General features: G+C 39.8%; 26 protein-coding genes and 1 pseudogene. 17 read left to right on the top strand and 10 right to left on the bottom strand.

From position 1 onward, the window contains the following. Window positions 1-93: 93 nt before the first annotated feature. Together ampE and ampD are read right to left on the bottom strand one after the other, a co-directional pair. Window positions 94-942, bottom strand: a complete 849-nt coding sequence (gene ampE, locus C2M30_RS02500; RefSeq protein ID WP_105170556.1) for a beta-lactamase regulator AmpE — start codon at window positions 940-942, stop codon at window positions 94-96. Window positions 943-953: 11 nt separating this feature from the next. Then, a complete protein-coding gene (gene ampD, locus C2M30_RS02495) occupies window positions 954-1,496 on the bottom strand; it encodes a 1,6-anhydro-N-acetylmuramyl-L-alanine amidase AmpD (protein WP_105170555.1) in 543 nt (180 codons plus the stop codon). A gap of 189 nt (window positions 1,497-1,685) precedes the next feature. On the opposite strand from ampD, the gene nadC reads away from it, so the two are divergent. The 9 genes and pseudogenes from nadC to yacG all read left to right on the top strand — a co-directional run bounded on the left by nadC (window position 1,686) and on the right by yacG (window position 11,812). Next, window positions 1,686-2,540 carry a carboxylating nicotinate-nucleotide diphosphorylase gene (nadC, locus tag C2M30_RS02490; RefSeq protein WP_105170554.1) on the top strand — a complete coding sequence of 285 codons (855 nt, stop codon included), beginning with the start codon at window positions 1,686-1,688 and terminating at the stop codon, window positions 2,538-2,540. Window positions 2,541-2,938: 398 nt separating this feature from the next. Beyond that, window positions 2,939-3,050, top strand: a pseudogene (locus tag C2M30_RS22090) (pilin); the annotation flags it as partial. 347 nt (window positions 3,051-3,397) lie between these two features. After that, window positions 3,398-5,098: an O-antigen ligase family protein gene (locus C2M30_RS02480; RefSeq protein WP_158683302.1), complete on the top strand. Its 1,701-nt coding sequence runs from the start codon at window positions 3,398-3,400 to the stop codon at window positions 5,096-5,098. Continuing rightward, on the top strand, window positions 5,073-6,755 hold the full coding sequence (gene pilB, locus C2M30_RS02475) for a type IV-A pilus assembly ATPase PilB (protein WP_105170552.1): 1,683 nt from the start codon (window positions 5,073-5,075) through the stop codon (window positions 6,753-6,755). Before C2M30_RS02480 ends, pilB (C2M30_RS02475) begins: the two co-directional genes overlap by 26 nt. A gap of 91 nt (window positions 6,756-6,846) precedes the next feature. Further along, entirely contained in the window at window positions 6,847-8,082 is a 1,236-nt protein-coding gene (locus C2M30_RS02470; RefSeq protein WP_105170551.1) for a type II secretion system F family protein, read from the top strand. Window positions 8,083-8,087: 5 nt separating this feature from the next. After that, entirely contained in the window at window positions 8,088-8,972 is an 885-nt protein-coding gene (locus C2M30_RS02465) for a prepilin peptidase (RefSeq protein WP_105170550.1), read from the top strand. A gap of 1 nt (window position 8,973) precedes the next feature. After that, window positions 8,974-9,567: a dephospho-CoA kinase gene (coaE, locus tag C2M30_RS02460; protein WP_105170549.1), complete on the top strand. Its 594-nt coding sequence runs from the start codon at window positions 8,974-8,976 to the stop codon at window positions 9,565-9,567. Window positions 9,568-9,729: 162 nt separating this feature from the next. After that, the gene (pilB, locus tag C2M30_RS02455) at window positions 9,730-11,412 is read left to right on the top strand and encodes a type IV-A pilus assembly ATPase PilB (RefSeq protein WP_105170548.1); all 1,683 of its coding nucleotides are present in this window, start codon (window positions 9,730-9,732) and stop codon (window positions 11,410-11,412) included. Window positions 11,413-11,578: 166 nt separating this feature from the next. Further along, window positions 11,579-11,812, top strand: a complete 234-nt coding sequence (gene yacG, locus C2M30_RS02450) for a DNA gyrase inhibitor YacG (RefSeq protein ID WP_054981155.1) — start codon at window positions 11,579-11,581, stop codon at window positions 11,810-11,812. A gap of 16 nt (window positions 11,813-11,828) precedes the next feature. On the opposite strand, the gene C2M30_RS02445 is transcribed toward yacG, so the two are convergent. Beyond that, window positions 11,829-12,551 carry a hypothetical protein gene (locus tag C2M30_RS02445; protein WP_105170547.1) on the bottom strand — a complete coding sequence of 241 codons (723 nt, stop codon included), beginning with the start codon at window positions 12,549-12,551 and terminating at the stop codon, window positions 11,829-11,831. Between the two features lie 200 nt (window positions 12,552-12,751). Continuing rightward, on the bottom strand, window positions 12,752-13,207 hold the full coding sequence (locus C2M30_RS02440) for a Spy/CpxP family protein refolding chaperone (protein WP_158683301.1): 456 nt from the start codon (window positions 13,205-13,207) through the stop codon (window positions 12,752-12,754). 154 nt (window positions 13,208-13,361) lie between these two features. Between C2M30_RS02440 and C2M30_RS02435 the strand changes: the two genes are divergently transcribed. The 3 genes from C2M30_RS02435 to C2M30_RS02425 are packed head-to-tail and all read left to right on the top strand — an operon-like array spanning window position 13,362 to window position 16,338. After that, the gene (locus C2M30_RS02435) at window positions 13,362-14,042 is read left to right on the top strand and encodes a response regulator transcription factor (protein WP_010561753.1); all 681 of its coding nucleotides are present in this window, start codon (window positions 13,362-13,364) and stop codon (window positions 14,040-14,042) included. A 3-nt stretch (window positions 14,043-14,045) separates the two neighbouring features. Further along, the gene (locus C2M30_RS02430) at window positions 14,046-15,425 is read left to right on the top strand and encodes an ATP-binding protein (RefSeq protein WP_105170545.1); all 1,380 of its coding nucleotides are present in this window, start codon (window positions 14,046-14,048) and stop codon (window positions 15,423-15,425) included. Beyond that, on the top strand, window positions 15,418-16,338 hold the full coding sequence (locus C2M30_RS02425) for an alpha/beta fold hydrolase (RefSeq protein WP_105170544.1): 921 nt from the start codon (window positions 15,418-15,420) through the stop codon (window positions 16,336-16,338). The genes C2M30_RS02430 and C2M30_RS02425 overlap by 8 nt, the downstream gene beginning before the upstream one ends. Here C2M30_RS02425 and C2M30_RS02420 read toward each other — a convergent pair. Then, complete coding sequence (locus tag C2M30_RS02420; RefSeq protein WP_105170543.1) at window positions 16,316-17,185, bottom strand: cation diffusion facilitator family transporter; 870 nt, start codon at window positions 17,183-17,185, stop codon at window positions 16,316-16,318. The two genes, C2M30_RS02425 and C2M30_RS02420, sit on opposite strands and share 23 nt — an antisense overlap. A gap of 100 nt (window positions 17,186-17,285) precedes the next feature. Here C2M30_RS02420 and trmL point away from each other — a divergent pair, with 100 nt between their 5' ends. Beyond that, window positions 17,286-17,750, top strand: a complete 465-nt coding sequence (trmL, locus tag C2M30_RS02415) for a tRNA (uridine(34)/cytosine(34)/5-carboxymethylaminomethyluridine(34)-2'-O)-methyltransferase TrmL (protein ID WP_010561757.1) — start codon at window positions 17,286-17,288, stop codon at window positions 17,748-17,750. A 117-nt stretch (window positions 17,751-17,867) separates the two neighbouring features. Here the strand turns inward: trmL and gpsA are convergent, their stop codons facing one another. From gpsA to C2M30_RS02395, 4 genes are read right to left on the bottom strand one after another with little or no spacing between them, the layout of a single operon-like run. Then, window positions 17,868-18,881, bottom strand: coding sequence for an NAD(P)H-dependent glycerol-3-phosphate dehydrogenase (gene gpsA, locus C2M30_RS02410; RefSeq protein ID WP_010561758.1), 1,014 nt, complete (start codon window positions 18,879-18,881; stop codon window positions 17,868-17,870). 6 nt (window positions 18,882-18,887) lie between these two features. Then, window positions 18,888-19,367, bottom strand: coding sequence for a protein-export chaperone SecB (secB, locus tag C2M30_RS02405; protein ID WP_010561759.1), 480 nt, complete (start codon window positions 19,365-19,367; stop codon window positions 18,888-18,890). Between the two features lie 21 nt (window positions 19,368-19,388). Then, complete coding sequence (gene grxC, locus C2M30_RS02400) at window positions 19,389-19,643, bottom strand: glutaredoxin 3 (RefSeq protein WP_105170542.1); 255 nt, start codon at window positions 19,641-19,643, stop codon at window positions 19,389-19,391. A 2-nt stretch (window positions 19,644-19,645) separates the two neighbouring features. After that, a complete protein-coding gene (locus tag C2M30_RS02395) occupies window positions 19,646-20,077 on the bottom strand; it encodes a rhodanese-like domain-containing protein (protein ID WP_105170541.1) in 432 nt (143 codons plus the stop codon). Window positions 20,078-20,281: 204 nt separating this feature from the next. Here C2M30_RS02395 and gpmM point away from each other — a divergent pair, with 204 nt between their 5' ends. The 4 genes from gpmM to C2M30_RS02375 all read left to right on the top strand — a co-directional run bounded on the left by gpmM (window position 20,282) and on the right by C2M30_RS02375 (window position 25,075). Next, a complete protein-coding gene (gene gpmM, locus C2M30_RS02390) occupies window positions 20,282-21,823 on the top strand; it encodes a 2,3-bisphosphoglycerate-independent phosphoglycerate mutase (protein ID WP_105170540.1) in 1,542 nt (513 codons plus the stop codon). Window positions 21,824-21,826: 3 nt separating this feature from the next. Next, window positions 21,827-22,951 (top strand): murein hydrolase activator EnvC family protein, encoded by a 1,125-nt coding sequence (locus C2M30_RS02385; RefSeq protein WP_105170539.1) that lies wholly within the window; start codon window positions 21,827-21,829, stop codon window positions 22,949-22,951. Between the two features lie 39 nt (window positions 22,952-22,990). Beyond that, the gene (locus C2M30_RS02380) at window positions 22,991-24,172 is read left to right on the top strand and encodes a S41 family peptidase (protein ID WP_105170538.1); all 1,182 of its coding nucleotides are present in this window, start codon (window positions 22,991-22,993) and stop codon (window positions 24,170-24,172) included. Between the two features lie 150 nt (window positions 24,173-24,322). Continuing rightward, window positions 24,323-25,075 (top strand): divergent polysaccharide deacetylase family protein, encoded by a 753-nt coding sequence (locus tag C2M30_RS02375; protein WP_105170537.1) that lies wholly within the window; start codon window positions 24,323-24,325, stop codon window positions 25,073-25,075. 37 nt (window positions 25,076-25,112) lie between these two features. On the opposite strand, the gene C2M30_RS02370 is transcribed toward C2M30_RS02375, so the two are convergent. Further along, on the bottom strand, window positions 25,113-25,952 hold the full coding sequence (locus tag C2M30_RS02370; protein WP_105170609.1) for an HDOD domain-containing protein: 840 nt from the start codon (window positions 25,950-25,952) through the stop codon (window positions 25,113-25,115). Window positions 25,953-26,346 lie beyond the last annotated feature (394 nt).

Below are 26,346 nucleotides of genomic sequence, written 5' to 3'. Positions count from 1 at the left end.
AGGGTTCAGGGTTCAGGGTTCAGGGTTCAGGGTTCAGGGTTCAGGGTTCAGCAAAAATTCTGAAACCTAAACTCTGAAATCTCAATTCTTTTTTTAACCAACGGACCCCAGTAAAGTAAGAATTGCTATTGCCGCTAGCATTAGCAGCATGTTTCGTTTTACCAAACGCACCATGCATTTGGCTTCAAAGCTGCAGCCGATAAACTCTTGTTCTACACGTTCAGCAGCATGGGCAATGTCACCGATGACTCGTCGATTTGGTACTGAAAAGTTAAATACATATTTTAAGTAAGTTGCCGTGCCTTGGCTAAAGTTACCAATAATTAAATAACCAAAGCTGACAATGCGTGCCGGTAACCAGTCAAGCCAATAAAGTGTTTTATGAAGCACCTTTTTGTGTTTTCGAAAGGCTGATTCAGGGTCATTACGGGTCAGGTCTGCAAAATTTCGAATCAACGCATAACCAAGTGCGCCACACACTCCAAATATAACAAACCAAAAAATAACCGCGCCATAAAAACGGAAGTTAATCCATGCGATTGTTTGGCCGAGCGTTTCACCACCATCCTGTTCAGTTCGCTTTTGCCCTAATTGAAGCGCATACAGTGTTGCTGCTTCTACATCATCTCGCTGCAGCGCGTTTAAATACCCTTTGTATTTCTCACGCAAGTAAGCACAACCAAAACACACTAGTAACACAACCACGTTAATCACTAATTCAAGCAAAACAAAATCAAATGTTTCACTCACGGCAAAGAGTAGTAGCACAGGAAGTAATAACCAAAGAAAGAAGTCCACTCGACGCGTGTAAATCTTTCTAAATAAGCCATTTGATTCACTTACACTAATAAAATGCTTAACATAGGTATTAAGCTGCCATGCATCTTCTTTTGCGGCTAGTCTTTCAATAATAAGTGCTAAGATTACTGAAATTAAAATCATCTTTTTCTCTGCTACGTTAATGAGGCATGAAAGCGGGCCCAATCAAAGTGTGGACCAGGATCTGTTTTCCGACCTGGCGCAATATCACTATGACCCGTGATCGCTTTTGAACTTAACTTAGGATAATGTTTTAAAAGCATTTTGACCAGTTCTTCAAGACTAGCATACTGCTCATTTGTGAAAGGAACATGATCGCTCCCCTCTAACTCAATACCAATACTAAAGTCATTACATCCCTGCCTACCTTTATACTCAGACACACCCGCATGCCATGCCCGTTTATTAAATGGCACGTACTGAATAACTTCACCACCGCGGCGAATTAAACAATGCGCTGATACTTCAAGCCCTTCTAAATCAACAAAACTCGGGTCAGCCTTGCAATCCAAACAACCTAAAAATAAATCAGAAATATACGGTAAGCCAAACTGACCTGCCGGCAACGAAATATTGTGAAGTACAATTAGGGAAATATCTTGCTCATCGGGTCGTTCATTAAAATGAGGAGAAGGTAAAAAGCAAATACCTTTTAATACGTGTTGTTCTATTTGCATGTTTCGAAGTAGCCTGCAGAAATTAGATTTAGATTAACACTTGCCGAAAGAAATCTGAAATCTGAAATCTGAAATCTGAAATCTGAAATCTGAAATCTGAAATCTGAAATCTGAAATCCAATAAAATCATAGCCAACTTAAAATCAACAGGATAAAATTATAACAACGTTCATTATCTGTAATTTCACTATGGCTCTCTCTCAACAATTAATTTCTCAACTTGTTAAATCTGCACTCGACGAAGACTTAAACTACCAAAGTGCTGATGGCGATATTACCGCACAGCTTATTCCAGCAACTCAACAAGCAAACGCAAAAGTAATTACACGCGAAGCGGGTGTTTTTTGTGGCAAGCAACTTATTTTAGAAGTATTTGAGCAAGTTGACCCTAGTGTTGAAGTAAACGTACTTGTTGAAGATGGCGATACCATTGAAGAAAACCAAACGTTATTTACCGCGGTTGGTAATGCACGCGCAATTTTAACTGCCGAGCGCACCGCGCTTAACTTTGTACAAACACTTTCAGGCACAGCAACGACTACCGCCCACTATGTAAAAGAGTTAGTTGGTACAGGAACACAACTGCTCGATACACGAAAAACAATCCCGGGATTACGCTTATTACAAAAATACGCAGTGAAATGCGGTGGTGGCGAAAATCACCGCATCGGATTGTTTGACGCTTTTCTAATTAAAGAAAACCATATTGCTGCCTGTGGTGGCATTGAAAATGCGGTAGCACAAGCGAAAACAAATCACCCAGATAAAAAAGTAGAAGTAGAAGTAGAAAACTTAGCAGAACTAGAGTTGGCTCTTGATGCTGGTGCAGACATTATAATGCTTGATAATTTCACAGTTGAGATGATTAACAAGGCGGTAACAATCACCAACAAACGCGCCAAACTGGAAGTGTCAGGTAATATGACATTAGAGACTTTACGCACCTATTCACAAGCAGGTGTCGACTTTATTTCGTCAGGTGCATTAACAAAACATGTAAAAGCGCTTGATTTATCAATGCGTTTTGAAAATAATGGCGACTAGTTAGTGAACTTTAACTTTTTTCATACAGAAAGAGCAATCCTTTTGTATTAATTTAGGAACATGTAAGCTAATTGTAAAAAAAGATGCTACACAAGTCATAAATGTCGTGCTAGCATCTCATTAGAAATAGCGAGTACAGGAAGTACAGGCTAGTAATAAGGAATTAGTTTTGTTCCTAGTAAGCCAACTTAGTAGTACCTTTAGGTGGTTTTTAGAAACAAATTAATAATTTTTTATGGTTTGGTATTAATCGCTTAGGGAAAAGTTACTAATACTTACTTTCTCATTAGAGAAGTTTAACTATACTAATTAATGGAATGAGTATGCCCTGTTTAACAGGCAGCTCTTTTTAATAACTTAGCCCCATAAACACTCGTTAGAGGTACATTATGAAAAACATGAAACAAACAGCCCAAAAGGGTTTCACACTAATCGAATTAATGATCGTTGTTGCAATCATCGGTATTCTTGCAGCAGTAGCACTTCCTGCGTATAACGATTACACTCGCGATGGCGCTAACAAAGCATGTCTAGCGGAAGCAGCTGCACACGTACGTGCCGGCATCGTGCATACTTCTCAAAATGGCACTGCATACCCAGCAGGCACTGCGGAACGTTGTACCGCGTTAAGTGGTATTGCTGTAGGCGCAACAGGTGCAGCGCAATTCTCAGCAAAAGCTCCTGGTGAAGCTAATGCTGTTGAATGTCAGCTGGCGAGTGGTAGCTGTAAATTAATTTAGTAATTAACTAATTTTGTACTTTGCACATCTTAATACTAGATGTGCAAAGTTGTATCAACTCTCACCTAATCTTTCTATACTCTAATATTTTTTATTCCCCTTGATTTCGAGGCATGTTTGTTTATAAATAAGTATTCAAGAGTCGTATTCTATACTCTATCTCTTACATTTTTTATTTTACCTTTTATTCCAACCTATACGATTGGATATTATGGATTAGCAGAGCCTACTAATAGCTTAATAATTTTTCCTTTTATTTTTATTGCCTTGGCATCCTTCGTTAAATCAAATAATAAACGCAACGAGTTGTTTTTATCTAAAAACATACTGGTATTAGCTAGTTTATGCGTAGCTTGCTTATTTATATACACACTTTTTTATAGCCCTCAGTTAAGTTGGGTAGACTCGACTAAAGTAAAACTATATGTGATTGTCTATTTCCTGATGTTTATTCAGGTACTTTATTGGTTAAAACCAAATAAACTGCTAATTATAATTTTAGTTTTTTATTTTCTATTTTCTCAACAAATTTACGGTTTATATCAGCACTTTATATCATCTCAGATATATACATACACATCAGGACAAGAAATTAAAATGGTGGGTGTGATACGACAAGTTAACGTATTTGCCAATATGGTAGTCATTGGTGCCGTAATCGCACTTTATTTAACACTTAAACTGAAACCAAATAAAAAGTTTAAACTAGTAACTTTAAGTGCTTTAACTTATTTACTTTTAACCCCTTTAGTACTTTACATCGCTACATCTAAATCAGCATTTATAAGTTTTGCAACCTGTACAATTCTTTTAATAATATATTTACTAAAAGAAAGGAAAGCTAAACGTGCTAAAAAAGCATCAATAGCCTTAGTTTTGGGATTTATTCTTCCAGTTATATCAAACGCCTTTACAGAACCATCTCGTACACCTAGCCAAATAACAAACGTGTCAGCTCGAGTTCAAATGTACGAACACTCTATATGGATGATTCAAGAAAAACCAATTTTAGGCTGGGGAGCTAATTCATTTAAATCTAGTTATCATTACTCCTTAATGGACCGGTCTTTTAACAATCAAGATATAGTTCCTGTTGATAACTATATAGATCATCCTCATAACGAAGTTTTGTTGTGGGCTATCGAACTAGGGTTGTTTGGCCTCCTTTTTATCGTATCTTTATTCTGCGTAACACTATACATACTAGTAAAACATAAACGATTCAAAGGTGCGCCTTGGGCAGCTATAATATTGCTACCTACTTTCATTCTTTCTCAATTAGAGTTCCCTTTTTATTTAACTAGTTATACTTTTATACTATTTAGTCTCATTTTTTATGTCTTCGTATCTCCTAAAAACTATGCCAGTATAAGACCTAACATGAATTTGTGTTTGGTATCTACTTTCTTGTTGACTAGCCTAATCCTTCCATTAATTTGGTTTTCTGCGCTATCAGCGATGAAATATACCGGGAATTACAGTTTAGAAGTACGCTTAAACGCCAAAGAGAACATAATTTGGGGGCTTCCTACTCAGGATTACACCCGCCAGATAGATATTCTCATAGCGAACCTTTACGCAGGTAATGATGTTTCTAACATAAAAAGTGTTAACGCAGATATCCTGAATACCTTAAAAGAAATACCTTCAGAAAAGCTAGCAATAACATTTTTAGAAAATTGTGACAAAACAAGCAGCTGTGATGAAAGTGAGGTTTTTCATGTTAAATCATATTTTCCTTATGCAAATTTAAAGCATCAATACAAAAAAGAATTACTAGAACATAAAAACAATGAAACTAAGCTCACCACTGATTAGAAAACTTGTAAGTTTTGGTTACATAGATCAAAGCAGACTAAGTGATAAAGACGAAAGCACAACAATCCCTGAGTATTTGTGTCAGCTAAGCTCATTTACCGCCGAGCAACTTGCACAAAAGGCAGCCCAGCTTTTTCAGGCTCCCTTTTTGTCAATTAAAGAACTTGATTTAGCGTTTATCCCCGACGGTAAAGAAAGAAATGAGAAGCTCATAAAAAAACATCATGTTCTTCCAATAGCTTTAAAAGGAAAAACTCTCTATCTAGCGAGTGCTGATCCGACAAATTTTGATGCCTTTGAGGACTATGAGTTTAATACAGGACTTCAGACAGAAGTGGTGGTCGTCGCATATGACGAGTTAGATAAAGCAATCGATTCACTTTTTGAAAAAAGCGACGGAATAGAACTAAATGATGACCAACTAAGTGAACTAAGCGGCGTAACAGCTGATGTAGATGAGCGAGAGACCGAAAATGATGTAAATAATAAAGAGGAAGACGCTCCAATAATTGTTTATATCAATAAAATATTGATGGACGCAATAAAACGCGGCGCTTCCGATTTACATTTTGAACCTTACGAACATGTATACAGAATTCGATTTCGTGTTGATGGTGTACTGCATGAAGTTGCAAATCCACCAATTGGGTTGGAAAGCCGAATATCAGCCCGAATTAAAGTAATGTCTCAGCTTGATTTAGCTGAAAAACGAAAACCGCAAGATGGCCGTATAAAATTAAAGATTACCGCTAAGAAAAGTATCGATTTTCGTGTTTCTACTCTCCCTACACTTTGGGGTGAAAAAATCGTAATGCGTATTCTAGACTCATCTAGCGCAATGCTAGGCATTGATGTATTAGGCTATGAGCCCGAGCAAAAAGAGCTTTATTTAAATGCCTTAGCTCAACCTCAAGGCATGATTTTAGTTACCGGCCCTACAGGTTCAGGTAAAACCGTATCGCTTTACACAGGCTTAAATATACTAAATAAGCCTGAGCGTAATATTTCGACAGCCGAAGACCCAGTTGAAATAAACCTTGTTGGCATAAATCAAGTACAAATTAATCCTAGAGCTGAAATGACTTTTGCAAATGCCTTAAGAGCATTCTTACGTCAAGATCCTGATATTGTTATGGTAGGTGAGATTCGTGACTTAGAAACTGCTGAAATTTCTATAAAGGCAGCCCAAACTGGTCATTTAGTTTTAAGTACATTGCATACAAACTCTGCACCAGAAACGCTTACACGTTTAATGAATATGGGTGTTCCATCATATAATATTGCAAGTTCAGTAAGCCTTATTATAGCTCAGCGATTAGCCAGACGATTGTGTCCTTTATGCAAAGCTCCTGAGACTCTTCCTGAACAAGAGCTAAGCAATTTAGGATTCACTGCGTCGCAAATATCATCAATACAATTATACAAAGCAGTTGGCTGCGACAAATGTACTGAAGGATATAAAGGCCGTGTTGGTGTTTACGAAGTAATGCCTATAACACCTAAAATTGCTGACGTAATCATGCAAGGTGGTAACTCTTTAGAAATAGCCAAAATTGCCGAGCAAGAGGGCATAAATAACCTACGAAAGTCAGGGTTGATTAAAGCAATGTCTGGGGTTACCAGTATAACCGAAATTAACCGAGTGACTAGCTATTAATCAGTTCTTATAGAAAGATACTTTAGATAAAGTTAAACTATAACTATATTCAGGCTATTGAGCTCTTCACGCTTAATATTAAGGATGAAACATGGCAAAAAAAGATAAAAACAAAGGTCTTACTACGTTCGCTTGGGTAGGCGTTAATGCTCGCGGAAAACGCATGGAGGGTGAATTAAATGGCCCTTCTATAGCTATTGTAAAAGCGCAATTACGAAAACAAGGTATCACCCCATCTAAAGTAAAAAAGAAGGCTCAACCTCTCTTTGGGATGAGTAATGACAAGCCCATAAAGCCGAAAGATATTGCAGTGTTTACGCGCCAACTTGCGACCATGTTATTAGCTGGTGTCTCGCTTATTCAAGCGCTCGATATGATAGCAAATGGTTCAGAAAACAAAACGCTACAAAAATTAATAGTTAAGATTGCGGATGAGGTCAAAGCAGGTGATCCATTGAGCACAGCACTACGAGCCCATCCAAAATATTTTGACGAACTATATTGTGACTTAGTCGAATCGGGTGAACAGTCAGGTGCGCTAGATAGAATTTTTGATCGTGTTGCACTATACAAAGAAAAAGCAGAAGCGTTAAAATCAAAAATTAAAAAAGCAATGTTTTACCCAATTGCTGTACTAACTATCGCGTTTATTGTTACTGTTATTCTTCTTATTTTCGTGGTTCCACAATTCGAACAAGTTTTTGCCGGTTTTGGTGCAGAGTTACCTGCGTTTACTCAATTTGTAATTGGAATATCTGAGTTTATGCAATCCTACTGGTGGATTGTATTTGGAACAATGGGGGTTGGTTTTTTCCTTTTCAAACGCGCTCACCAATCCAGTAAAAAAGTACGAGACAATACTGACAAAACTATTTTAAAGCTTCCTGTAATAGGATTGATCCTAAACAAAGCTGCAGTAGCAAGGTATGCTCGCACACTTTCTACAACATTTGCCGCTGGTGTGCCTCTTGTTGATGCACTTGACTCTGCGGCTGGAGCTTCCGGAAATGCCGTTTACCGCGACGCTATATTAGATATCAAAAATGAAGTGAGCTCAGGTAACCAAATGAATTTTGCGATGAAAAATTCTGGAGTTTTCCCAGATATGGTAATTCAAATGGTTGCGATTGGTGAAGAGTCAGGCTCGCTTGACGATATGTTAGGGAAAGTTGCAAGTATCTATGAAGCTGAAGTGGATGATGCAGTTGATGGTTTATCAAGTTTGCTAGAGCCTTTAATTATGGCTGTGTTGGGTGTTCTTGTCGGCGGTTTGATTGTTGCTATGTACTTGCCTATTTTCCAATTAGGCAAAATTGTTGGCGGCTAAATTCAATGAGTAGTGTCATAGAGTTATTTATTGAAACATCTTGGTTCTATTACTTAACAACTTTTTTGGTCAGCATCTGCATCGGTAGCTTTCTAAACGTTGTCATCTATCGTGTGCCAAAGATGATGGAGAATGAGTGGAAAGCAGAATGCAGTTTGCTACTTGCTGATAACCTCAAAACACCTTATGAGGCAAGCACAGAAACATTTAACTTAATTACACCAAGTTCAACTTGCCCTCACTGTAATACACAAATTAAACCTTGGTTTAATTTGCCGGTATTTGGTTGGTTATTTTTACGTGGTAAAGCGGCCTGCTGTGGTACCAAGATTTCAGTTCGCTACCCGAGCATTGAGCTTTTAACTGGCCTGTCTGGCCTTGTGATAGCGTATTATTTCGGTGTAACTGAGCAAGCAGCTTTGTACTTAATACTGACATACGCGCTAATATCACTTATTTTCATTGATATTGATCATATGTTATTGCCGGATCAAATTACATTGCCATTGCTGTGGTTGGTATTAATAGCGTCTGTTATGGGACTTACTATTGAACCATCGCAAGCTATTATTGGTGCAGCTGCAGGTTACCTCGTTTTTTGGTCGGTATATTGGGTATTTAAATTACTCACCGGCAAAGAGGGTATGGGCTATGGTGACTTTAAGCTAATGGCTGTGTTTGGTGCCCTTTTAGGCTGGCAGTATTTACCAATGATAGTGTTAATGTCGAGCTTGGTAGGTGCAATAATTGGGATTACGCTTCTTTCAATACAAGGGAAAGATAAAGCAACACCAATTCCATTTGGGCCTTACATTGCGATAGCAGGCTGGATTTCCCTCATTTGGGGTGAACAAATCCAAACAGCTTATTTTAATTTTTTATCCTTATAATATGCCAGCTCCAGTAATAGGGTTAACCGGTGGTATTGCCACCGGAAAATCCACTGTATCAAACTATTTCAAAAAACTTGGTATCACTATTGTTGACGCGGATGCTATAGCAAAGCAAGTTGTTGCACCTAACTCGCCCAGCCTTAAAAAGATTAAAGCACATTTTGGCTCTCAGATTGTTTTAGATAATGGCGAACTCAATCGAGCCGAACTCAGAAAGCTTATCTTCTCAAACGAATCCGAGAAGCTGTGGCTTAATAACTTATTACATCCAGTTATTCGCCAAGAGATCTTAGTGCAATTAAATGCAGCTAATGGATCCTACGTTATTTTGGACGCTCCTCTGTTATTCGAAAATAACCTTGATAAGTTATGTGAAAAAACACTATTAGTGGATATTCCCGAGGAACTGCAAATTATGCGAGGTAGTGAGCGTGACGGTGTCAATAAACAACAAATAAAACAGATTATTGCAGCTCAAATGCCTAGGAGTATTAAATTAAAAAAAGCAGATTACGTTATTGATAACACCTTGTCACTTGAAAATACCTATGCACAAATCACTGCTATTCACCAAAAGCTATCAAACAGATAAAATTTCTGTATTCATATCGTAAACAATCAGTAGCGACGTTATAGTTCGCTCGCAAAGTAAAACTCCACATCCTAAAGCGTAATTAATTTCCTGATTTTTCTTAAAACTTGCAATCCAAATAATCTCAACAACACTTAAAGTAGATTGAATTGGAGGCAAGCGATGAATGTAAACTCTCCGCTTATTCGTAAATGTGTTGCGATGGGGTTTATTGCACATGAACAGGTTAGCTCTTCAGCAAACGCATCGGCGCATACCTGTGAATTTATACTTAACAATAGCAAACTGTCTTCAAAGCAACTAGCAGCGCACTGCTCTTCTTGGTTTAACCTACCAACATTAAATATTGCCAAAGTCGATCCTAATAGTATTCCTCTCGATAACATTAGCGAAGAGTTAGTTAAAAAACATCATCTGCTCCCCTTATCAAAACGTGGAAGAACGTTGTTTTTAGCCACCTCTGACCCTACAAATTTCGATGCCTTTGAAGATTTCGAATTCAATACAGGTCTTCAGACAGAAGCCATCGTCGTCGACTTCAATGGACTTGAACAATTTATCGAATCTATTTTCAGTAAGACTGATAATTTAGAACTCACAGATGATGAATTTGAACAATTTGGTGATATCGAAGTTCAAGAAACAAGTGCTAATCTTAGCGATGCTGCACAAGAAGACAAAGACGATGCTCCTATAATTGTATATATCAATAAAATTTTGATGGATGCAATACGCAAAGGTGCCTCTGATTTACATTTTGAGCCCTACGAGAAAACCTATCGCATCCGTTTTCGTATTGATGGTATTCTGCATGAGGTCGCATCGCCGCCGCAAATGTTATCGTCACGAATTTCAGCTCGTGTGAAAGTAATGTCTCAACTAGATATTGCAGAAAAGCGTAAACCGCAAGATGGCCGTATCAAATTAAAAATTACAGCGAAAAAAAGTATCGATTTTCGTGTCTCTACCCTACCCACTTTATGGGGAGAGAAAATTGTAATGCGTATTTTAGATTCGAGCAGTGCAATGCTCGGTATTGATGTACTTGGTTATGAGCCGGCGCAAAAAGCCATGTATTTAGATGCACTGTCACAACCTCAAGGCATGATCTTAGTTACAGGTCCAACAGGCTCAGGTAAAACGGTATCACTCTACACCGGCTTAAATATTTTAAACAAAGCCGAGGTTAATATTTCCACAGCCGAAGACCCTGTCGAAATAAACCTTGTCGGTGTTAATCAAGTACAGATTAACCCAAGAGCAGATATGACATTCGCAAACGCACTTCGCGCTTTCCTTCGCCAAGATCCCGATATTGTAATGGTTGGTGAGATACGTGATTTAGAGACCGCTGAAATCGCAATCAAAGCAGCGCAAACGGGTCACTTAGTATTAAGTACGCTGCACACTAACTCAGCACCCGAAACCCTTACCCGCTTACTTAATATGGGCGTACCCGCGTACAATGTTGCAAGTTCTATTAGCTTAATCATTGCGCAACGCCTTGCTAGACGCCTTTGCAATAACTGTAAAACTCCTGAAACCTTACCGATCGAAGAACTCAAGTCGCAGGGTTTCTCTGACGAGCAGATTGGCAATATTACATTATTTAAAGCTGTTGGGTGCGAACATTGTACAGAAGGTTATAAAGGTCGAGTCGGTATCTATGAAGTAATGCGAATTACCTCTGAAATATCACAAATCATTATGTCGGGCGGAAATTCTTTGGATATCGCCAAAGCATCATTAGCGAGTGGGTTTAATAGTTTACGACTTTCAGGGCTAGAAAAAGCTGCGTCAGGGGTAACTAGTCTTGCCGAGATTAACCGTGTTACCAGTTACTAAGCGCATGAATTGAGGGTTTAAATTACGCTATAAACTTGGGTTAGAGAACGATGAACAAGATCTGCATTGCCTATGGGATATTGAACGGCTGATTTAAACCAAGCGCTTTACTCAAACACAGTTATTCTCTAACATTTGCGTTATCAACATAATTGAAGTTATTTTTATGCCAACAACAGTAAAATGCCCTACTTGCCAAAAAGAGGTTATCTGGCAAGAAAGCGCTAAATTTCGCCCTTTTTGTTCTAAACGCTGTCAACTTATTGATTTAGGCGAATGGTCAGAAGAAAATCATACGATTTCCACACCTCTAACACCCGAGCAAGCATTTACTCCTGAGTCTATCGAAGACATCGAAGCAATGCTTGCTGCAAACCAGGAAGGCTTTTTTAAAGATTAGTTAACCAAACCTAAGGTTAATCAGTAAAGGCCACTGAAATATGTGAAATAAATAATTCAGATGGCCCTTCAAAACCTGAGTCACTACCAACCATAATCCATACATCGCCATTATCATTAGCCGTGACAGGAATACTTAGCTCGGAGGTCATCTCTTTCGCAATATAACGATTTTCAGCCATACAATCGATACCGTTACTAATATCCCCTACCACCAGGCTATGCTCTCCTCGTTCGCCTTGTGTGCCTACATCCCAATTAAGGCGATACATGCCATCTTTAAGGCTATTTTTAGGCTGCTCTGAGTGAGTTGCGACTTTGATATAAACGGACTCACCTGGTGGCCCGCCAATGCCTGCACAATTTGATTGAATATTGGTAACTATGGTGGCTTTTAACGAAAGGTTATAGCGCTTTGCTGGCTTTAAATTATCAATTTTGCCATAAAGCCCCATAAATAAATCATCTGAACGGTTACTACCATATAAGCGATAGGCATGCCTATCTTCATAAGGTGTTGGTAACTGTTGGTAAGAAGATGCCAGTTCGAAAAAACCTTCTTGCCCTTGCGGGTAGTCCGTGAATAGTGCTGAAAAATCATGATGGTCATCATTAAAGTCGATGACGACCGGTTGAGACGTATCTCGATATTGATGCGAGTCACTATCACACGCAACAGACAGTACACATAATGCCGGCACAACAAATGCCGTTCCTATTTTGTTTTTTATATTATTCATAATGTAATTTCCTTATTGACCTGAAATTACATTAGCGCCTTGGGCTAGAAAAAAGTGTTTAACTTTGTGATTAAATGAATAAAATTCGTACACCTAGCACGGGTCAAACTGTACAAAATTTCACAAACATAAATAAAAAAGTAAAAAGATGCACTAACCAAACACAAACAATATATTTGGTTAGTTACACTATCTGTTAGCTACTTTTCTGCATGTTGCTTTGAGCGCTTTTGCTTATTTTTACGTTTCATTACTTTTTTAAGCTTTTCCTGCTGCTCCGTCGTTAACGTATTCCAAACTGCATTTTTATTTTTCGCTTTCATAACAGCAAGCTCGGTGCGTTCAGCTTGCTGTTTAGCAAGCATTTGTCTAAATGCCACTTCGTCAAATACTTCAGCATGCACAAGTGCTTTAACATCAGCACGTGCATTCGGATTGCGCTCTTTAAATGCTTTTAGCGCCGCTTTTTCTGCATCAGCAATACTTTTTATTTTGTCTTGTTGCACCTTAGTTAAGTCTAAACGTGAAACACCGCGCTCTGAAAGTAACATTCGGTACATGTTAAAGCCCTCTTTATGCGGTTTTGCCATAACTACGCTGCTTGAAAGTGCTGCAATTGATAATACTGCCGCCGAAACTAACATTTTAAATTTCATAACATTCTCCAGTTGTGTCTTATTTGGTGTTATGGTTACTTTAGCAAGCTCAATGAAAAGCAACGCAAAGCAATGTAAAGGTTGTGTAAATTGCTTTTTGGCTGCATAAATTCCCCTTAAAATAGGCGTATCAGTTGTATTGCAAGGCAAAGAAATGAACGTACTTCTAATTGATGATGACATAGAACTTAGCGAGTTACTTACCGAGTACCTTTCTTCCCATGAGTTTAATATCACAGCGTGTCACCGCGGGGATACGGGCTTAGAGCAAGCGCTTGCACAAAACTATGACGTTATTTTACTTGATGTGATGTTACCTGGCCTTGACGGGTTCGAAGTATTAAAACAGCTGCGCCAAAGTAAACTTACCCCTGTTATTATGCTAACCGCAAAAGGTGAAGATTTTGACCGTATATTTGGCTTAGAACTTGGCGCTGATGATTATTTAGCCAAGCCATTTAATCACCGCGAATTATTAGCCAGGGTGAAAGCAATCACACGCCGAATCGAAAATATTCAGCAAATGCACAGCAACGCCATTATTGAAGAAAATGGCATTAGGCTAACGCCGCATACCCGCGAAGCATTTGCTGCAGAGCAAAAAATTGAGCTTACTGGTACTGAATTTGAAATTTTGTTTTTACTGTTAAATAACCAAGGTGAAATCGTTAGCAAAGAGACAATTAGCGAGCAAGTGCTAGGTCGAAAACTCGCCGCCTTTGACCGCTCTATCGACATGCATGTCAGTAATATTCGGAAAAAAATAGCAGAGCACATCGAGCAAGAAAAAATAAAAACCGTGCGTGGTGCAGGCTATATTTTGCTTGGAAATTAACTGATGCTAAATAAATTTAACCCAAGAAATTACCTATTTTTTAAAGTGTTTAGTTGGTTTTGGTTAACCATTTTATTCACTTTAGCTGTGCTTTTTGTTTTTAGTCAGCTTACTGAGTCTAATGTTGATAGTCATAAACTTCATGGCCCAAAGCTTATCAACCTAAAACGTTTGGCAAATGGTCTCGAGCGTGCACAGCATAAAAAGCCCGATAAAACGCTAGAGCAACTAGCGTCACACCCACGCATTGCCCGTCATCGTTTGTTGTATTTTACGCAAGTCGACTCCAATCTGGCGTTTTTTAACCAGCAAAATACGCAACAGCCTGATGTAAGTTTACTCGCTTTTACCCAACAGCTAGAGCCACAAATTATCACCACAGATAAATACCGCGCGTTAGGACCATTTAAAGTATCGTATCAACAACAAACATTTCTAATGTATGAGATTGAACCTTGGCGTACTCCACCACTTGGTTTGCGTATTATTTTAATGCCAGCATGGCTAAAAACGCTGGTCGTTATCGGTGCAACCTTATTGTTAAGTTTACTGTTTAGTAGAACACTAATAAAACCGATAAATAAAATTAAACGCGCAACAACGCAACTTGCCAATGGACAACTTGATACCCGTATTGAAATGAATCGTAAATCAGGCGATGAGCTCACAATGCTGGCAAACGACTTTAATGTTATGGCGCAGCGCCTAGAATCTTTAGTCACCAGCCAAAAGCGCCTAATGGCTGATGTATCACACGAGTTACGCTCCCCCTTAACACGCTTACAAATGGCTACGGGGCTTGCACAACTTAAACAATCAAGCGAGCAAGAAAGTTATCTATCACGCATCGAAAAAGAGGCAAACAATCTTGATCAGATGATCTCAGATGTATTAAAGCTATCCAGGTTAGAAGCGAATAATCAATTTATTCAAAAAGACCTTCAGCCATTGCAATCAATTCTACAGCAAGTGCTCAAAGATGCGGAATTTGAATCGGAGCAACAGCATAAACAACTAAAAGTAACAGGCTCTACCAGCAAACAACTCGAGTTAGATGCTGCACTTATCGCCAGCGCATTTGAAAATATTTTGCGTAACGCAATTAGATATGCAAAAACAACGATTCACTGCGATATTAAAGATTACGACAAAGCCGTAATTGTAACAATTAGCGATGATGGTGAAGGTGTTGAAGCGTCAGAATTACCTATGCTACTTGAACCCTTTTACCGCATTTCACAATCGCGAGAGCGTAATAGCGGCGGCACTGGATTAGGTCTAGCAATAACTAAACATGCTGTAGAAATACACAAAGGTACCATTACACTCGAAAATCAACACAATTCAGGCTTAAAAGTAACCATTACCCTAAATCATGACTAAACAACATAACATCGAACAATTTTGGTCAACCGTCACTCACGCTAAGTTAGCGCTTCATGGCAATCAACTTGGCTACGCGTTTATAATACCGAATAACGCCAAAGCGGCTGTGACCATAGTAAATGGTCGCTGTGAAAGCTATTTAAAATACCAAGAGCTCGCCTATGATTTTTATAGCAAAGGATTTGCCGTTTTTATGTGCGACCATCTTGGGCAAGGTGTGTCGAGCCGTATATTACCCGTTGCAGATAAGGGCTACATTCATAGCTTCGAAGACTATATACAAGGGCTTTCACTCTTTGTTGAACAAGTCGTAAAGCAAAACTGGCAAGGTAAACACTATTTACTGGCACACTCAATGGGCGCTGCAATTAGCTATTTGTACTTGGCAAATCATACACACCCATTTGAAAAAGCTGTGCTCAGTGCCCCTATGTTCGGCATTCCAACACCTGGCTTTCCATACCCTGTAGCAAAATTAATCGTAAATATACTCAGTTTACTTGGCTTAAATACACATTACTTTTTTGGCCAATCTGGATACCTAGAAAAGCCATTTCAGGACAATCCACTGATGCAATGTGAAACGCGCTACAATGCATTTCGCACTCTGTATAAAGAGAACCCAACACTGCAGCTAGGCGGGGTAACGGTAGGTTGGCTCAAACAGGCATTTCGGGCAATTGACCAGATCCAATCCACCTCCACAGCATTACCTATTTTATTGATGCAGGCTGAGCGCGATATGATAGTTGCCAACACATGGCAAGATAAGGTTGTAGCACGCAATAAAACAATGCAAAAGAAATGTTATCACGGCAGTTTACATGAGATTTTATTTGAGCAAGATGCTATTCGCGATCTTGCTCTAAACGATATTTTTCAATTTTTTAAAACGGATCTTTATGAATAAGCACATCCACTTCGCCATCCATGATACTGTGAATGGCCTCTTCCACCTCAACCGAAATACGATGAGCATTTGCTAAAGTAAGGTTACTATCAAGTTCTAAGTGCAATTGAATAAATTTGGTAGGCCCGCTTTGACGAGTGCGTAACTCATGAAAACCAAGCACCTCAGAGTGAGATAACACCGCCTGTTCAATTTGCAACTTAATGTCATCAGCTAACTCTTTATCCATTAAATAATCAGTTGATTCTTTTGCAACATCATAAGCGTTATAAAATAAATAACCCGCAATCAGCAAGGTAAATATACCATCACTGTATACCCAACCAATATTGGCCAGTACAAGGGCAACAATAACGCTCAAATTTAGCAGTAAATCGCCTTTGTAATGCACTGAATCAGCCTTTATCGCTACCGATTTAGTTTGCTTTAATGCCCAATGCTGAATTGCGATAATTAATAAGGTACACACTACGGCATAAATACTAACAACAACGCCGGTAAATACGGCTTCGCTTTTTACCGGGTTAAATAATCGCTCTACACCATAAAACGCCAACAAGCACGCGCTACCAGCAATAAATGCTGCTTGCCCAAGCCCTACTAACGATTCAGCTTTTCCGTGACCAAAGCGGTGGTCATCATCTGCTGGTACAAGTGCAATTCGAAGCACCCAAAAGTTAATGGCAGATGCCGTAATATCAAGCAAAGAATCAGTTAACGAACCCAACATAGTGGTAGAGCCAGTGCTCATCCAGGCCCAAAACTTTGCTGCAACCATGGTGCTTGCTAAAACAAGGGTTAAACTGCTCGAGAGTTTAACCCAATATGCATAATCTTTTTCTTTCATTTTTAAAATGACAAACCTTACCTGCATCACGCTCAAAACATATAGTATCTAACCTGAAAGCTTTGTTAAACTAAGAGAAACTATAAATTTGAGACTTCCCATGTTAGACATTGTACTCTATCAACCAGAAATCCCACCCAACACTGGAAATATTATTCGCCTGTGCGCTAATTCTGGTTTTAACCTTCACCTTATTGAGCCATTAGGCTTTGAATGGGACGACAAAAGAGTGCGTAGAGCTGGACTAGATTACCATGAGTTTAGCCACGTTGAACGTCACGCAAATTTAGATGCCTTTTTTGCTAAAGTACAACCAAAGCGCGTTTTTGCCTGCACTACAAAAGGCTCAGGCCATTACCATAAAGCTAAATTCGAACGCGGCGACTGTTTAATGTTTGGTCCTGAAACTCGTGGCTTACCAAATGAAGTGATTGAGTCACTGCCAACAGAGCAAAGGCTGCGTATTCCAATGATGCCAGATAGCCGCAGCATGAATTTATCCAATGCCGTTGCCGTATTTATTTACGAAGCGTGGCGTCAGTTTGATTTTGAAGGCGCTGTGTAAACCAATTGAATAGAACTACGTTATCAAAAGATATTCAAGGCTAATAAAAACAAAGGCTTTACCACACTTAAGCGGTAAAGCCTTTTTAAACAGATATAGCTATTTTTGAAATTAGAACTAAGCTTCCGCTTTTTTCTGCCTGCCTAGTAAGTTCATTGCAGCAAGCTTTACGTCTTGCCCTTTATAAAGCACATTGTAAATTTGCTCACAAATTGGCATTTCAATACCACTGCGCTCAGCAAGTAAAAACACTTCTTTAGTATTGCGATAACCTTCAACCACTTGGCCAATTTCTTGTTGTGCTTGCTCAACTGACTGACCTTTACCAAGCGCTAAACCAAAACGGCGATTACGCGATTGATTGTCGGTACAGGTTAAGATTAAGTCACCTAAACCGGCCATGCCCATGAAAGTCTCAGGTTTAGCGCCAAGAGCAACGCCTAAGCGCGACATTTCAGCCAATCCACGGGTGATTAACGCAGTACGTGCATTCGCACCAAAACCAAAACCGTCAGAAATACCTGCTCCGATTGCGATCACATTTTTAATCGCACCACCAAGCTGCACACCAACCAAGTCATCGTTCGAATAAACACGGAATGAACGGCCACAGTGAAGCATCTCAGATACATCATCAACTAATTTTGTATCCGTTGATGACAGTGAAATAGCGGTCGGTAAACCAATAGCCATTTCTTTCGCAAATGTAGGCCCCGATAACACACCAAGGCTCACATCATCACCTAACACTTCGGCAGCAAGTTGCTGTAACAAGCGCCCTGTATTTGGCTCTAGCCCTTTAGTTGCCCATAGCACTCTTGCTCCCGCTGTTAAGTGCGGTTTAATTGCTTTAAGCGTTTCGGAAAATGCGTGACTTGGCACAACCACCAGCACTACATCAGACGATGCCACTGTCGCAGCTAAATCATCATTTAATGATAGTGATTCAGGAAACTGTGCACCAGGCAAGTATTGCTGGTTTTCACGTGCTGTTGCTAATGCTTCAATATGATCTTTGTTGCGACCCCACAGGACGACATTGTGACCATTTCGTGCAAAACAAATAGCAAGGGCGGTCCCGTAAGAGCCCGCCCCTAGTACTGCAACAGCATTATCTGCTGAAGTAGTCATAATTAATTATGCGTCAGCAGCTTGAGCGGCTTGTTGTTGCACGTATTGTGCAAATAGCGCATCAAAGTTAACTGGCGCTAGGTTTAACTGTGGGAAAGTACCACGGTTAACCATGTTTGACACAGTTTCACGTGCATATGGGAATAATACGTTCGGGCAGAAAGCACCTAGCATATGTGCTAGTTGACCTTCGTTTGCAACACCAATTGCAAAAATACCAGCTTGTTGAACTTCACATAAGAACGCAGTTTCTTCACCAAGTGTCGCATGAACTGTTACTGAAAGTACTACTTCAAATACGCCGTCTTCTAACTTGTTAGAACGTGTATCTAAGTCAAGTTTAACTTCTGGTGTCCATTCCTTTTGGAAAATAGTTGGTGAGTTTGGTGTTTCGAAAGAAACGTCTTTCACGTAAATACGTTGAACTGCAAACTGAGGACCTTCTGCTTGTTGTTCTGCGCCTAAGTTTTGATTCTCTTCTGTCATTTTATTTTCCTAAATTTTGTTTTAAACAAGCAAACTGTCTAAACGACCAGACTGTTCTAGTGCAAACATATCATCACAACCACCAATGTGTTGGTCGTTAATAAAAATTTGCGGCACTGTGTATCCACCGTTTGCTTTAGCAATCATTTCATCGCGAAGTTCAGGCTGAGCGGCAATATCAATTTCCGTGTACTCAACATCTTTTTGCGCTAACAGCATTTTTGCTCGCACACAAAAAGGGCATGTTGGTTTCGTATAAATAACAATATTTGCCATGATTATTTTCCTGTAGTCAGCGGTAAGTTAGCGTTTTGCCACGCAGTAATACCACCCGATAGTACATTAACCTGTTCATAGCCTGCTTTAACCAGCCCATTTGCAATAGACTGCGCAGTCATGCCTGAAACACATACCAAGATAATTGGGTCGTTCTTTGACTTTTCAAGGCCTACAAATTCACCTTGCTTGGCTTTTTCAGCAGCTAAGTGAATGCTGCCTGCAATATGACCTTGATTAAAGTCTTTTAAGGCACGAATATCAACAACTAAACCGTTCTCACGGTTGACTAAATGTGTCAATTGTTGAGGATTAACCTGTTTTATCGCTGAAAAGCGAGATTTAAACCACCCAAGTACAATGGCGCCTAATAAGCCAACCCAAATTAAACATAAAATCAGGTTGTTAGTTACAAATTCGACAAATTGTGCCATCACTTTCTCAATTTTTCTTTACATTAAAAGTGGCCAAGTATACACGGATGATATGAATAAATTCTAGCTCTGCTAGAGTTTCAATTGAAAATTTTAAATGTGAATACCTTAACTGCTGAATCTGTGGTTAAAAAATGGTATAAATGTCGCGCTATTTTGTGCGCCGTGCTGATACGCGCAATTCTATTTGGATGAGGAATGAGAATGTCGTTACAGAAAAAACCTTTGGTACTGATTATCTTAGATGGTTGGGGATACAGTGAAAAAACAGAAAGCAATGCTATTTTAGCGGCTAACACACCGGTTATGGACCGTTTGTGGCAAGAATACCCAAGTACCCTTATTTCAGGCTCAGGTTTAGATGTTGGCTTACCTCATGGCCAAATGGGCAACTCTGAAGTAGGTCACGTTAATTTAGGCGCTGGCCGCATCGTATACCAAGATTTCACACGCATTACCAAAGCGATTGATGACGGTGAATTTGCTGAAAACCCAGCAATTGTAAACGCAATTGATAAAGCAGTTGCTAACGATAAAGCCGTTCACTTAATGGGTCTTTTAAGTCCAGGTGGCGTACACTCTCACCATGAACATATTATCGCTGCCATTGAAGTAGCTGCAAAACGTGGCGCGAAGAAAATCTATGTACACGGCTTTTTAGATGGTCGTGATACCGCACCAAGAAGCGCAGAGCAACCGATTAAAGATGTTTTACAAAAGTGCGAAGAGCTCGGTGTAGGCCGCATTGCAAGCTTAGTTGGCCGTTACTTTGCAATGGACCGCGATAACCGCTGGGAACGTGTAGAGAGCGCATATAACCTAATGACATTAGGCACTGCAGAACATACTTATACTTGCCCGTTAGAGGCGCTAAATGCAGCCTATTCACGAGACGAAAATGATGAATTTATTTCAGCATCCGCAATTCTTGATAACGACAGCCCCGCTACCATTAATGATGGCGATGCTGTGTTATTTATGAACTTCCGTGCTGACCGCGCGCGTCAAATGACACGTGCATTTGTGGATGCTGATTTCACTGGGTTTACTAAACAAAAATCACCACAACTTGCTGATTTTGTGATGTTGACTGAGTACGCAGCAGACATCAAAACGACCGTGGCTTTCCCACCAGAGAAACTAGCAAACGTGTTTGGTGAATGGTTAGAAAAACACAACAAAACCCAACTTCGTATTTCTGAAACAGAAAAATATGCGCACGTAACTTTCTTCTTTAGTGGCGGCCGTGAAGCCGAGTTTGAAGGCGAAGAGCGCGTACTTATTCCATCACCGCAAGTAGCAACTTACGACCTTCAACCAGAAATGAATTCAGCAATGCTAACCGACAAATTAGTTGAAGCCATTGAATCCGGTAAATACGATGCAATTATTTGTAACTACCCGAACGGCGATATGGTTGGCCACTCTGGGGTATTTGATGCCGCGGTAAAAGCGTGCGAAGCGGTTGATAGCTGCATCGGTCGTGTTGTCGAAGCGTTAGAAAAAACGGGAGCAGAAGCACTTATTACAGCCGACCACGGTAACGCCGAGCAAATGGTTAACCCAACAACGGGGCAAGCACACACGGCACACACCAGTGAGCCAGTGCCATTTATTTATGTTGGCCGCAATGCAACACCGTTACAGGGTAAAAAGTTAAGCGATGTAGCACCTACAATGCTTCACTTGATGGGCATGGAGCAACCAAGCGAAATGACTGGCGAAACAATTATGAAGTTAAACTAAGCCATGCGTCGCTGTTATTTATTTGTTGTTTTATTGGTATTAGCTTGCGCTTCGCAAGCTAATACCGAACGTACTAAAGATGATCTTAACCAAGTTCAAGAACAACTTAAGAACACTAATAAAACCTTTAAAGAGCAGCAAGCACTGCTAGATAAAACTGAAAAAGACCTTAAAAAAGCCGATCTCGCCATTGCCGAAAGCTCTAAAAAACTAAAACAGCTAAAGTTTGATGTTGAGTTAAATCTAACGGAACAGGCAACGCTTAAAGATAAAATAAAATCGCTCGAAATCGACAAGAAAAATCAGCAGTCAGCACTTGCCGCGCAACTGCGCAGTGCTTTTATGACCGGCAACCATGATTATGGCAAGTTGCTCTTAAGCCAAGATCAGGTGCAGAATGTTGAGCGCACATTAAATTACTATCAATATTTAAATAACGCGCGCATAAAAGAACTCGAAAAATTAAAAACAACACTAATTGAATTAGAAAATAGCCGACAATTACTGGCACAAAATCAAACCCAACTTGAAGAGCTGCTAACTACGCAACAGCAGCAGCAAGAAAAACTAGTGGTTGCTAAAAAAGAGCAAAAAGCGAATTACCAATCGCTGAAAAACACCTTACAAAAAACCCAATCTCAACTTGTGTATTTAAAACAAAACGAACAAGTATTAAAGCAAACCCTTGAACAACTTAATCAAGAACTCATCGAAAGCGAAGTTAAGCTAGTTGGCCTACAAAAACAAAAAGGCAAACTCGATTGGCCGTCACACGGAAAGTTAGCCCACAGGTTCGGTCAGAAAAAACACGGTAGCCTGCGCTGGAAAGGCGTTTTAATGAACGGTAAAGAAGGTGCGCCGGTAAAAACAATTGCCGACGGACAAGTATTATTTGCCGATTGGTTAAAAGGATTCGGCTGGGTAATTGTAATTGATCATGGTAAAGGGTTTATGAGCCTGTACGGCCACAGCCAAGCGCTTTTGAAGGAAGTTGGCGATAAAGTAAGAGCCGGAGAACAAATTGCTTTAGTGGGACAAAGCGGTGGACAATCAAATCCTAGTCTATACTTTGAAATACGGCATAAGGGAAGAGCGGTAAACCCTATTAAATGGTGTAGACGAATTTAGGATTCATAATTGGCTACACCTCATTTGAGGAGTGAGCCAATGACTTTTTTTCTTAATAGTTTAAAAATCTGTGCTTTAGCATGTTTAATCTGGGTGTCGGCTGTATCAGCTGACGCGAAGACTACATCTCATATTTCGATGGCTGAAGTGCTCGCCAATATCGAGCATTTTTACGTTGATGATATCGACGCAAACAAACTTAACCAACATGCTATCGAGTCCATTTTCAAACAACTCGATCCCCATTCTGAGTTTCTTGACCAAACTGAACTTGAAGCCTTGTTTAATGTTGCAAATGGCCGCTACACCGGATTAGGTATAGAGGTAGAGCAGCGTGAGAAGCACATTGTAATTGTTGCTGCGATTGAAAACTCACCAGCTCAAACAGCGGGCTTAACAAAAGGTGATATTCTACTGAAAGTAAACGATGTTTCAGTTATCAACCAACCAATCAAGCAAGTCTCTCAATTAATTAATCAGCAGCAAAAACCACACGTTAAACTCACCATTGCACGAAATGGCCATGAACAACCATTACTTTTCGAGGTGGAGCGTAAAAAAATCGACCTCAAAAGCGTAAAAGGTAATATTAACAGCCAAGGTATCGCCTACTTACGCATTATCAATTTCAACAATCATACTTTGTATGATGTTGCCAAAGAGCTTGCCCATCTTTCGCAAATTGTCGCCGGTGAAATTAACGGACTAATTATCGATTTACGTGACAACCCTGGTGGCATTCTTGATAGTGCAATTGAAGTCTCTGATTTATTTTTAGAAAGCGGCGTCATAGTGAGCACCAAAGGGCGCTTTGCTGAAGCAAATCAAGAATATTATGCACAAGAGGGGGACGTACTAGGCGGCGCGCCGATTATTGTGTTAATTAACGAAGGGTCTGCATCTGCTGCAGAAATTCTTGCCGGTGCGCTGCAAGATAATCAACGTGCACAATTAGTTGGCACACGTTCATATGGCAAAGGCTCTGTGCAATCACTTATTCCACTAGGCGATGGACAAACTGCTTTAAAGCTTACGACAGCTAAATATTACACCCCTAGTGGTCGTTCAATCGAAGGTTCTGGCATACTACCTGACTACCCTGTTTTACAGCATAACTTTGCCCATAATGGCGATTTTACACAGCCACAAACAGAGACATTCATTAATGCCAAAGTCCATGATCTACAACTTGAAAAAGCGTGGCAATTACTAGAAAAATAGGTCATTATTAGCAGAGTTTCGAGAAAGGCTCAGGATGAGCCTTGACTAAATACCCTTTTGTTAAGCGGCTGAGTTTCGAAGATATCCGCTAAGATATTTAGCCACTTAGGTGAATTGGTATAATAATTAAAAAGAATAATAAGAATACCTGTGCGTTCAATTACTTGTTTGTTTCTACTAGCAGCAACCCTTTTCAGCAGCAATTGTTTTGCCGCTCGTGTGGCGATTTTAATTGATGATATTGGTAACCACGCTAACGACTTAACGGCATTAGATATCTCGGGTGAATTGTCATACGCAATTTTGCCTTATACCCCTTACGCTAAGCCTTTTTCAACCAGAGCATCGCAATTATCGCGCGATGTAATTCTGCATGTGCCAATGGAAGCAATTAGTGGTAAAGCACTAGGACCTGGCGCATTAACGTCAGATATGGACAAACAGGCATTACAAACCCAATTGGTTGAAGCATTGAATGATTACCCTGATGTTATCGGCATCAATAATCATATGGGCTCGTTTTTAACACAAAAGGTAGTGCCTATGGCGTGGACCATGGAGATCCTGCGTGATCGCTCACTGTTTTTTATTGATAGTAAAACCACCAAAGACAGTCAAGCGCAGAATATGGCTAAGCTGTTTGGCGTTGCTAATGCATCGCGTCAGGTATTTTTAGATAATATTCCGAATGAGAAACAGATGATGTTTCGCTTAAAGCAATTAATTCATATTGCTAAAAAGTCAGGAAGCGGTATCGCAATTGCTCACCCCTACCCTGAAACCATTAAATTCCTACCCAATGCGATTACTGCATTAAAAGAACAAGGTATTGAACTGGTGCCTGTGTCAGAGTTAATCGGTGATAAGCCGATGCAACTCGCGAATCAAACTACGGCGGAATAGCAACATCACATAAAATGCTATGTGATGTTGTTAGTTGTTAGGCAAACATTGATTTTACATCATTGAGTAGTTCTGAGTATTCATCACCCTCTAAAACACCTACATCACTAAGCACACCTTTATCTACGTAGGCTTGCAACGACTTTTCTTTGTCTGCAACATTAAGCAGACCTTCACTAATCGCCGCCATGCGAATAAAATCAACATAACATGGGTTTTCAGGCTTATATTCTGGGTTTGCCCAAAGTTCTGCCACTTCCACAAACTCGTCAGTAAAATCCCACGCACGCATAATATGACCACCGATACGACCACCGAGTTTTTGAATCGCTTGCGCTAAAAACTGTGGGTTAGCAAATACATCTTGGTGGCGCTCTGCTTCGGTTAAAATTGGTAAAATACCAATATTATAAACTAGCGATGCCAAGGTAATGGTGTCGATGTTAAGCGAGCTGTGCTTGTTATTCTTTAAATGCAGGCTTAACAGCGTAATTGCCGACGATGCAACATCAACTGTTTTTTGCCAACTTTTAGATAAATACTCTTTTACCACTTTGTTTTTTGAAACAAACAGTTGTTCCATTGCCATTGCTGTAGCAATGTTTTTAATTTGCCTTAAACCAATTCGTGTTACCGCTTGATTAAGTGTCGATACTTTAACGGCACGTCCTAAAAATGCACTATTAGCCACCTTAATCATACGCGCAGAAAGTGCCGGATCATGAGCAATAACATCACCCATATCCATTAAATTAATCTCAGGGTTGTCAGCAGCTTCTCTTACCTTTACTGCAACTTCCGGAAGGGTTGGTAATACCAGGGTATCATTGTTAATTTTTTCAACCAAAATGGTAAGTAATGCGTTTTCTGTCGACATATAAAGATCGTCCTTTTTATAGTTTTCTGTTTGCTCGAGCGAACTCGTTGCACCGATTAACCAACAGGTCTTTACCAGCATATTTAAGTAGTTTTATGTTATATTTCAAAGCGCTTTAAGAGCGTGTTGATCTTTACGGTCTAAATTCTGTTCAAATCCAAACCGTTTTGATTGCGGCGTCGCTTTGTAGACCTAGTGGGCTAAGTCAAAAAGCGACAACAAAGAGCACAACGGTTTGGGTTGAACCCTACTGGCAGCGCTTGTTTGGCATTTATACTGTGTTATCACTCATTTATGTAAAATAACTACACCACAATCGCTCTGCCTCGTCTAAATGCCAAACAAACTGCTGCAGAAAAAGACAGAAAAGGTCAACACGCTCTAAGCTTAGCCT

Source organism: Pseudoalteromonas sp. T1lg24, from assembly GCF_002964745.1.
Taxonomy (GTDB): domain Bacteria; phylum Pseudomonadota; class Gammaproteobacteria; order Enterobacterales; family Alteromonadaceae; genus Pseudoalteromonas; species Pseudoalteromonas spongiae.
The sequence above is the reverse complement of the archived record's forward strand: the minus strand, read 5'-3'. Positions and strand labels throughout refer to the sequence as shown.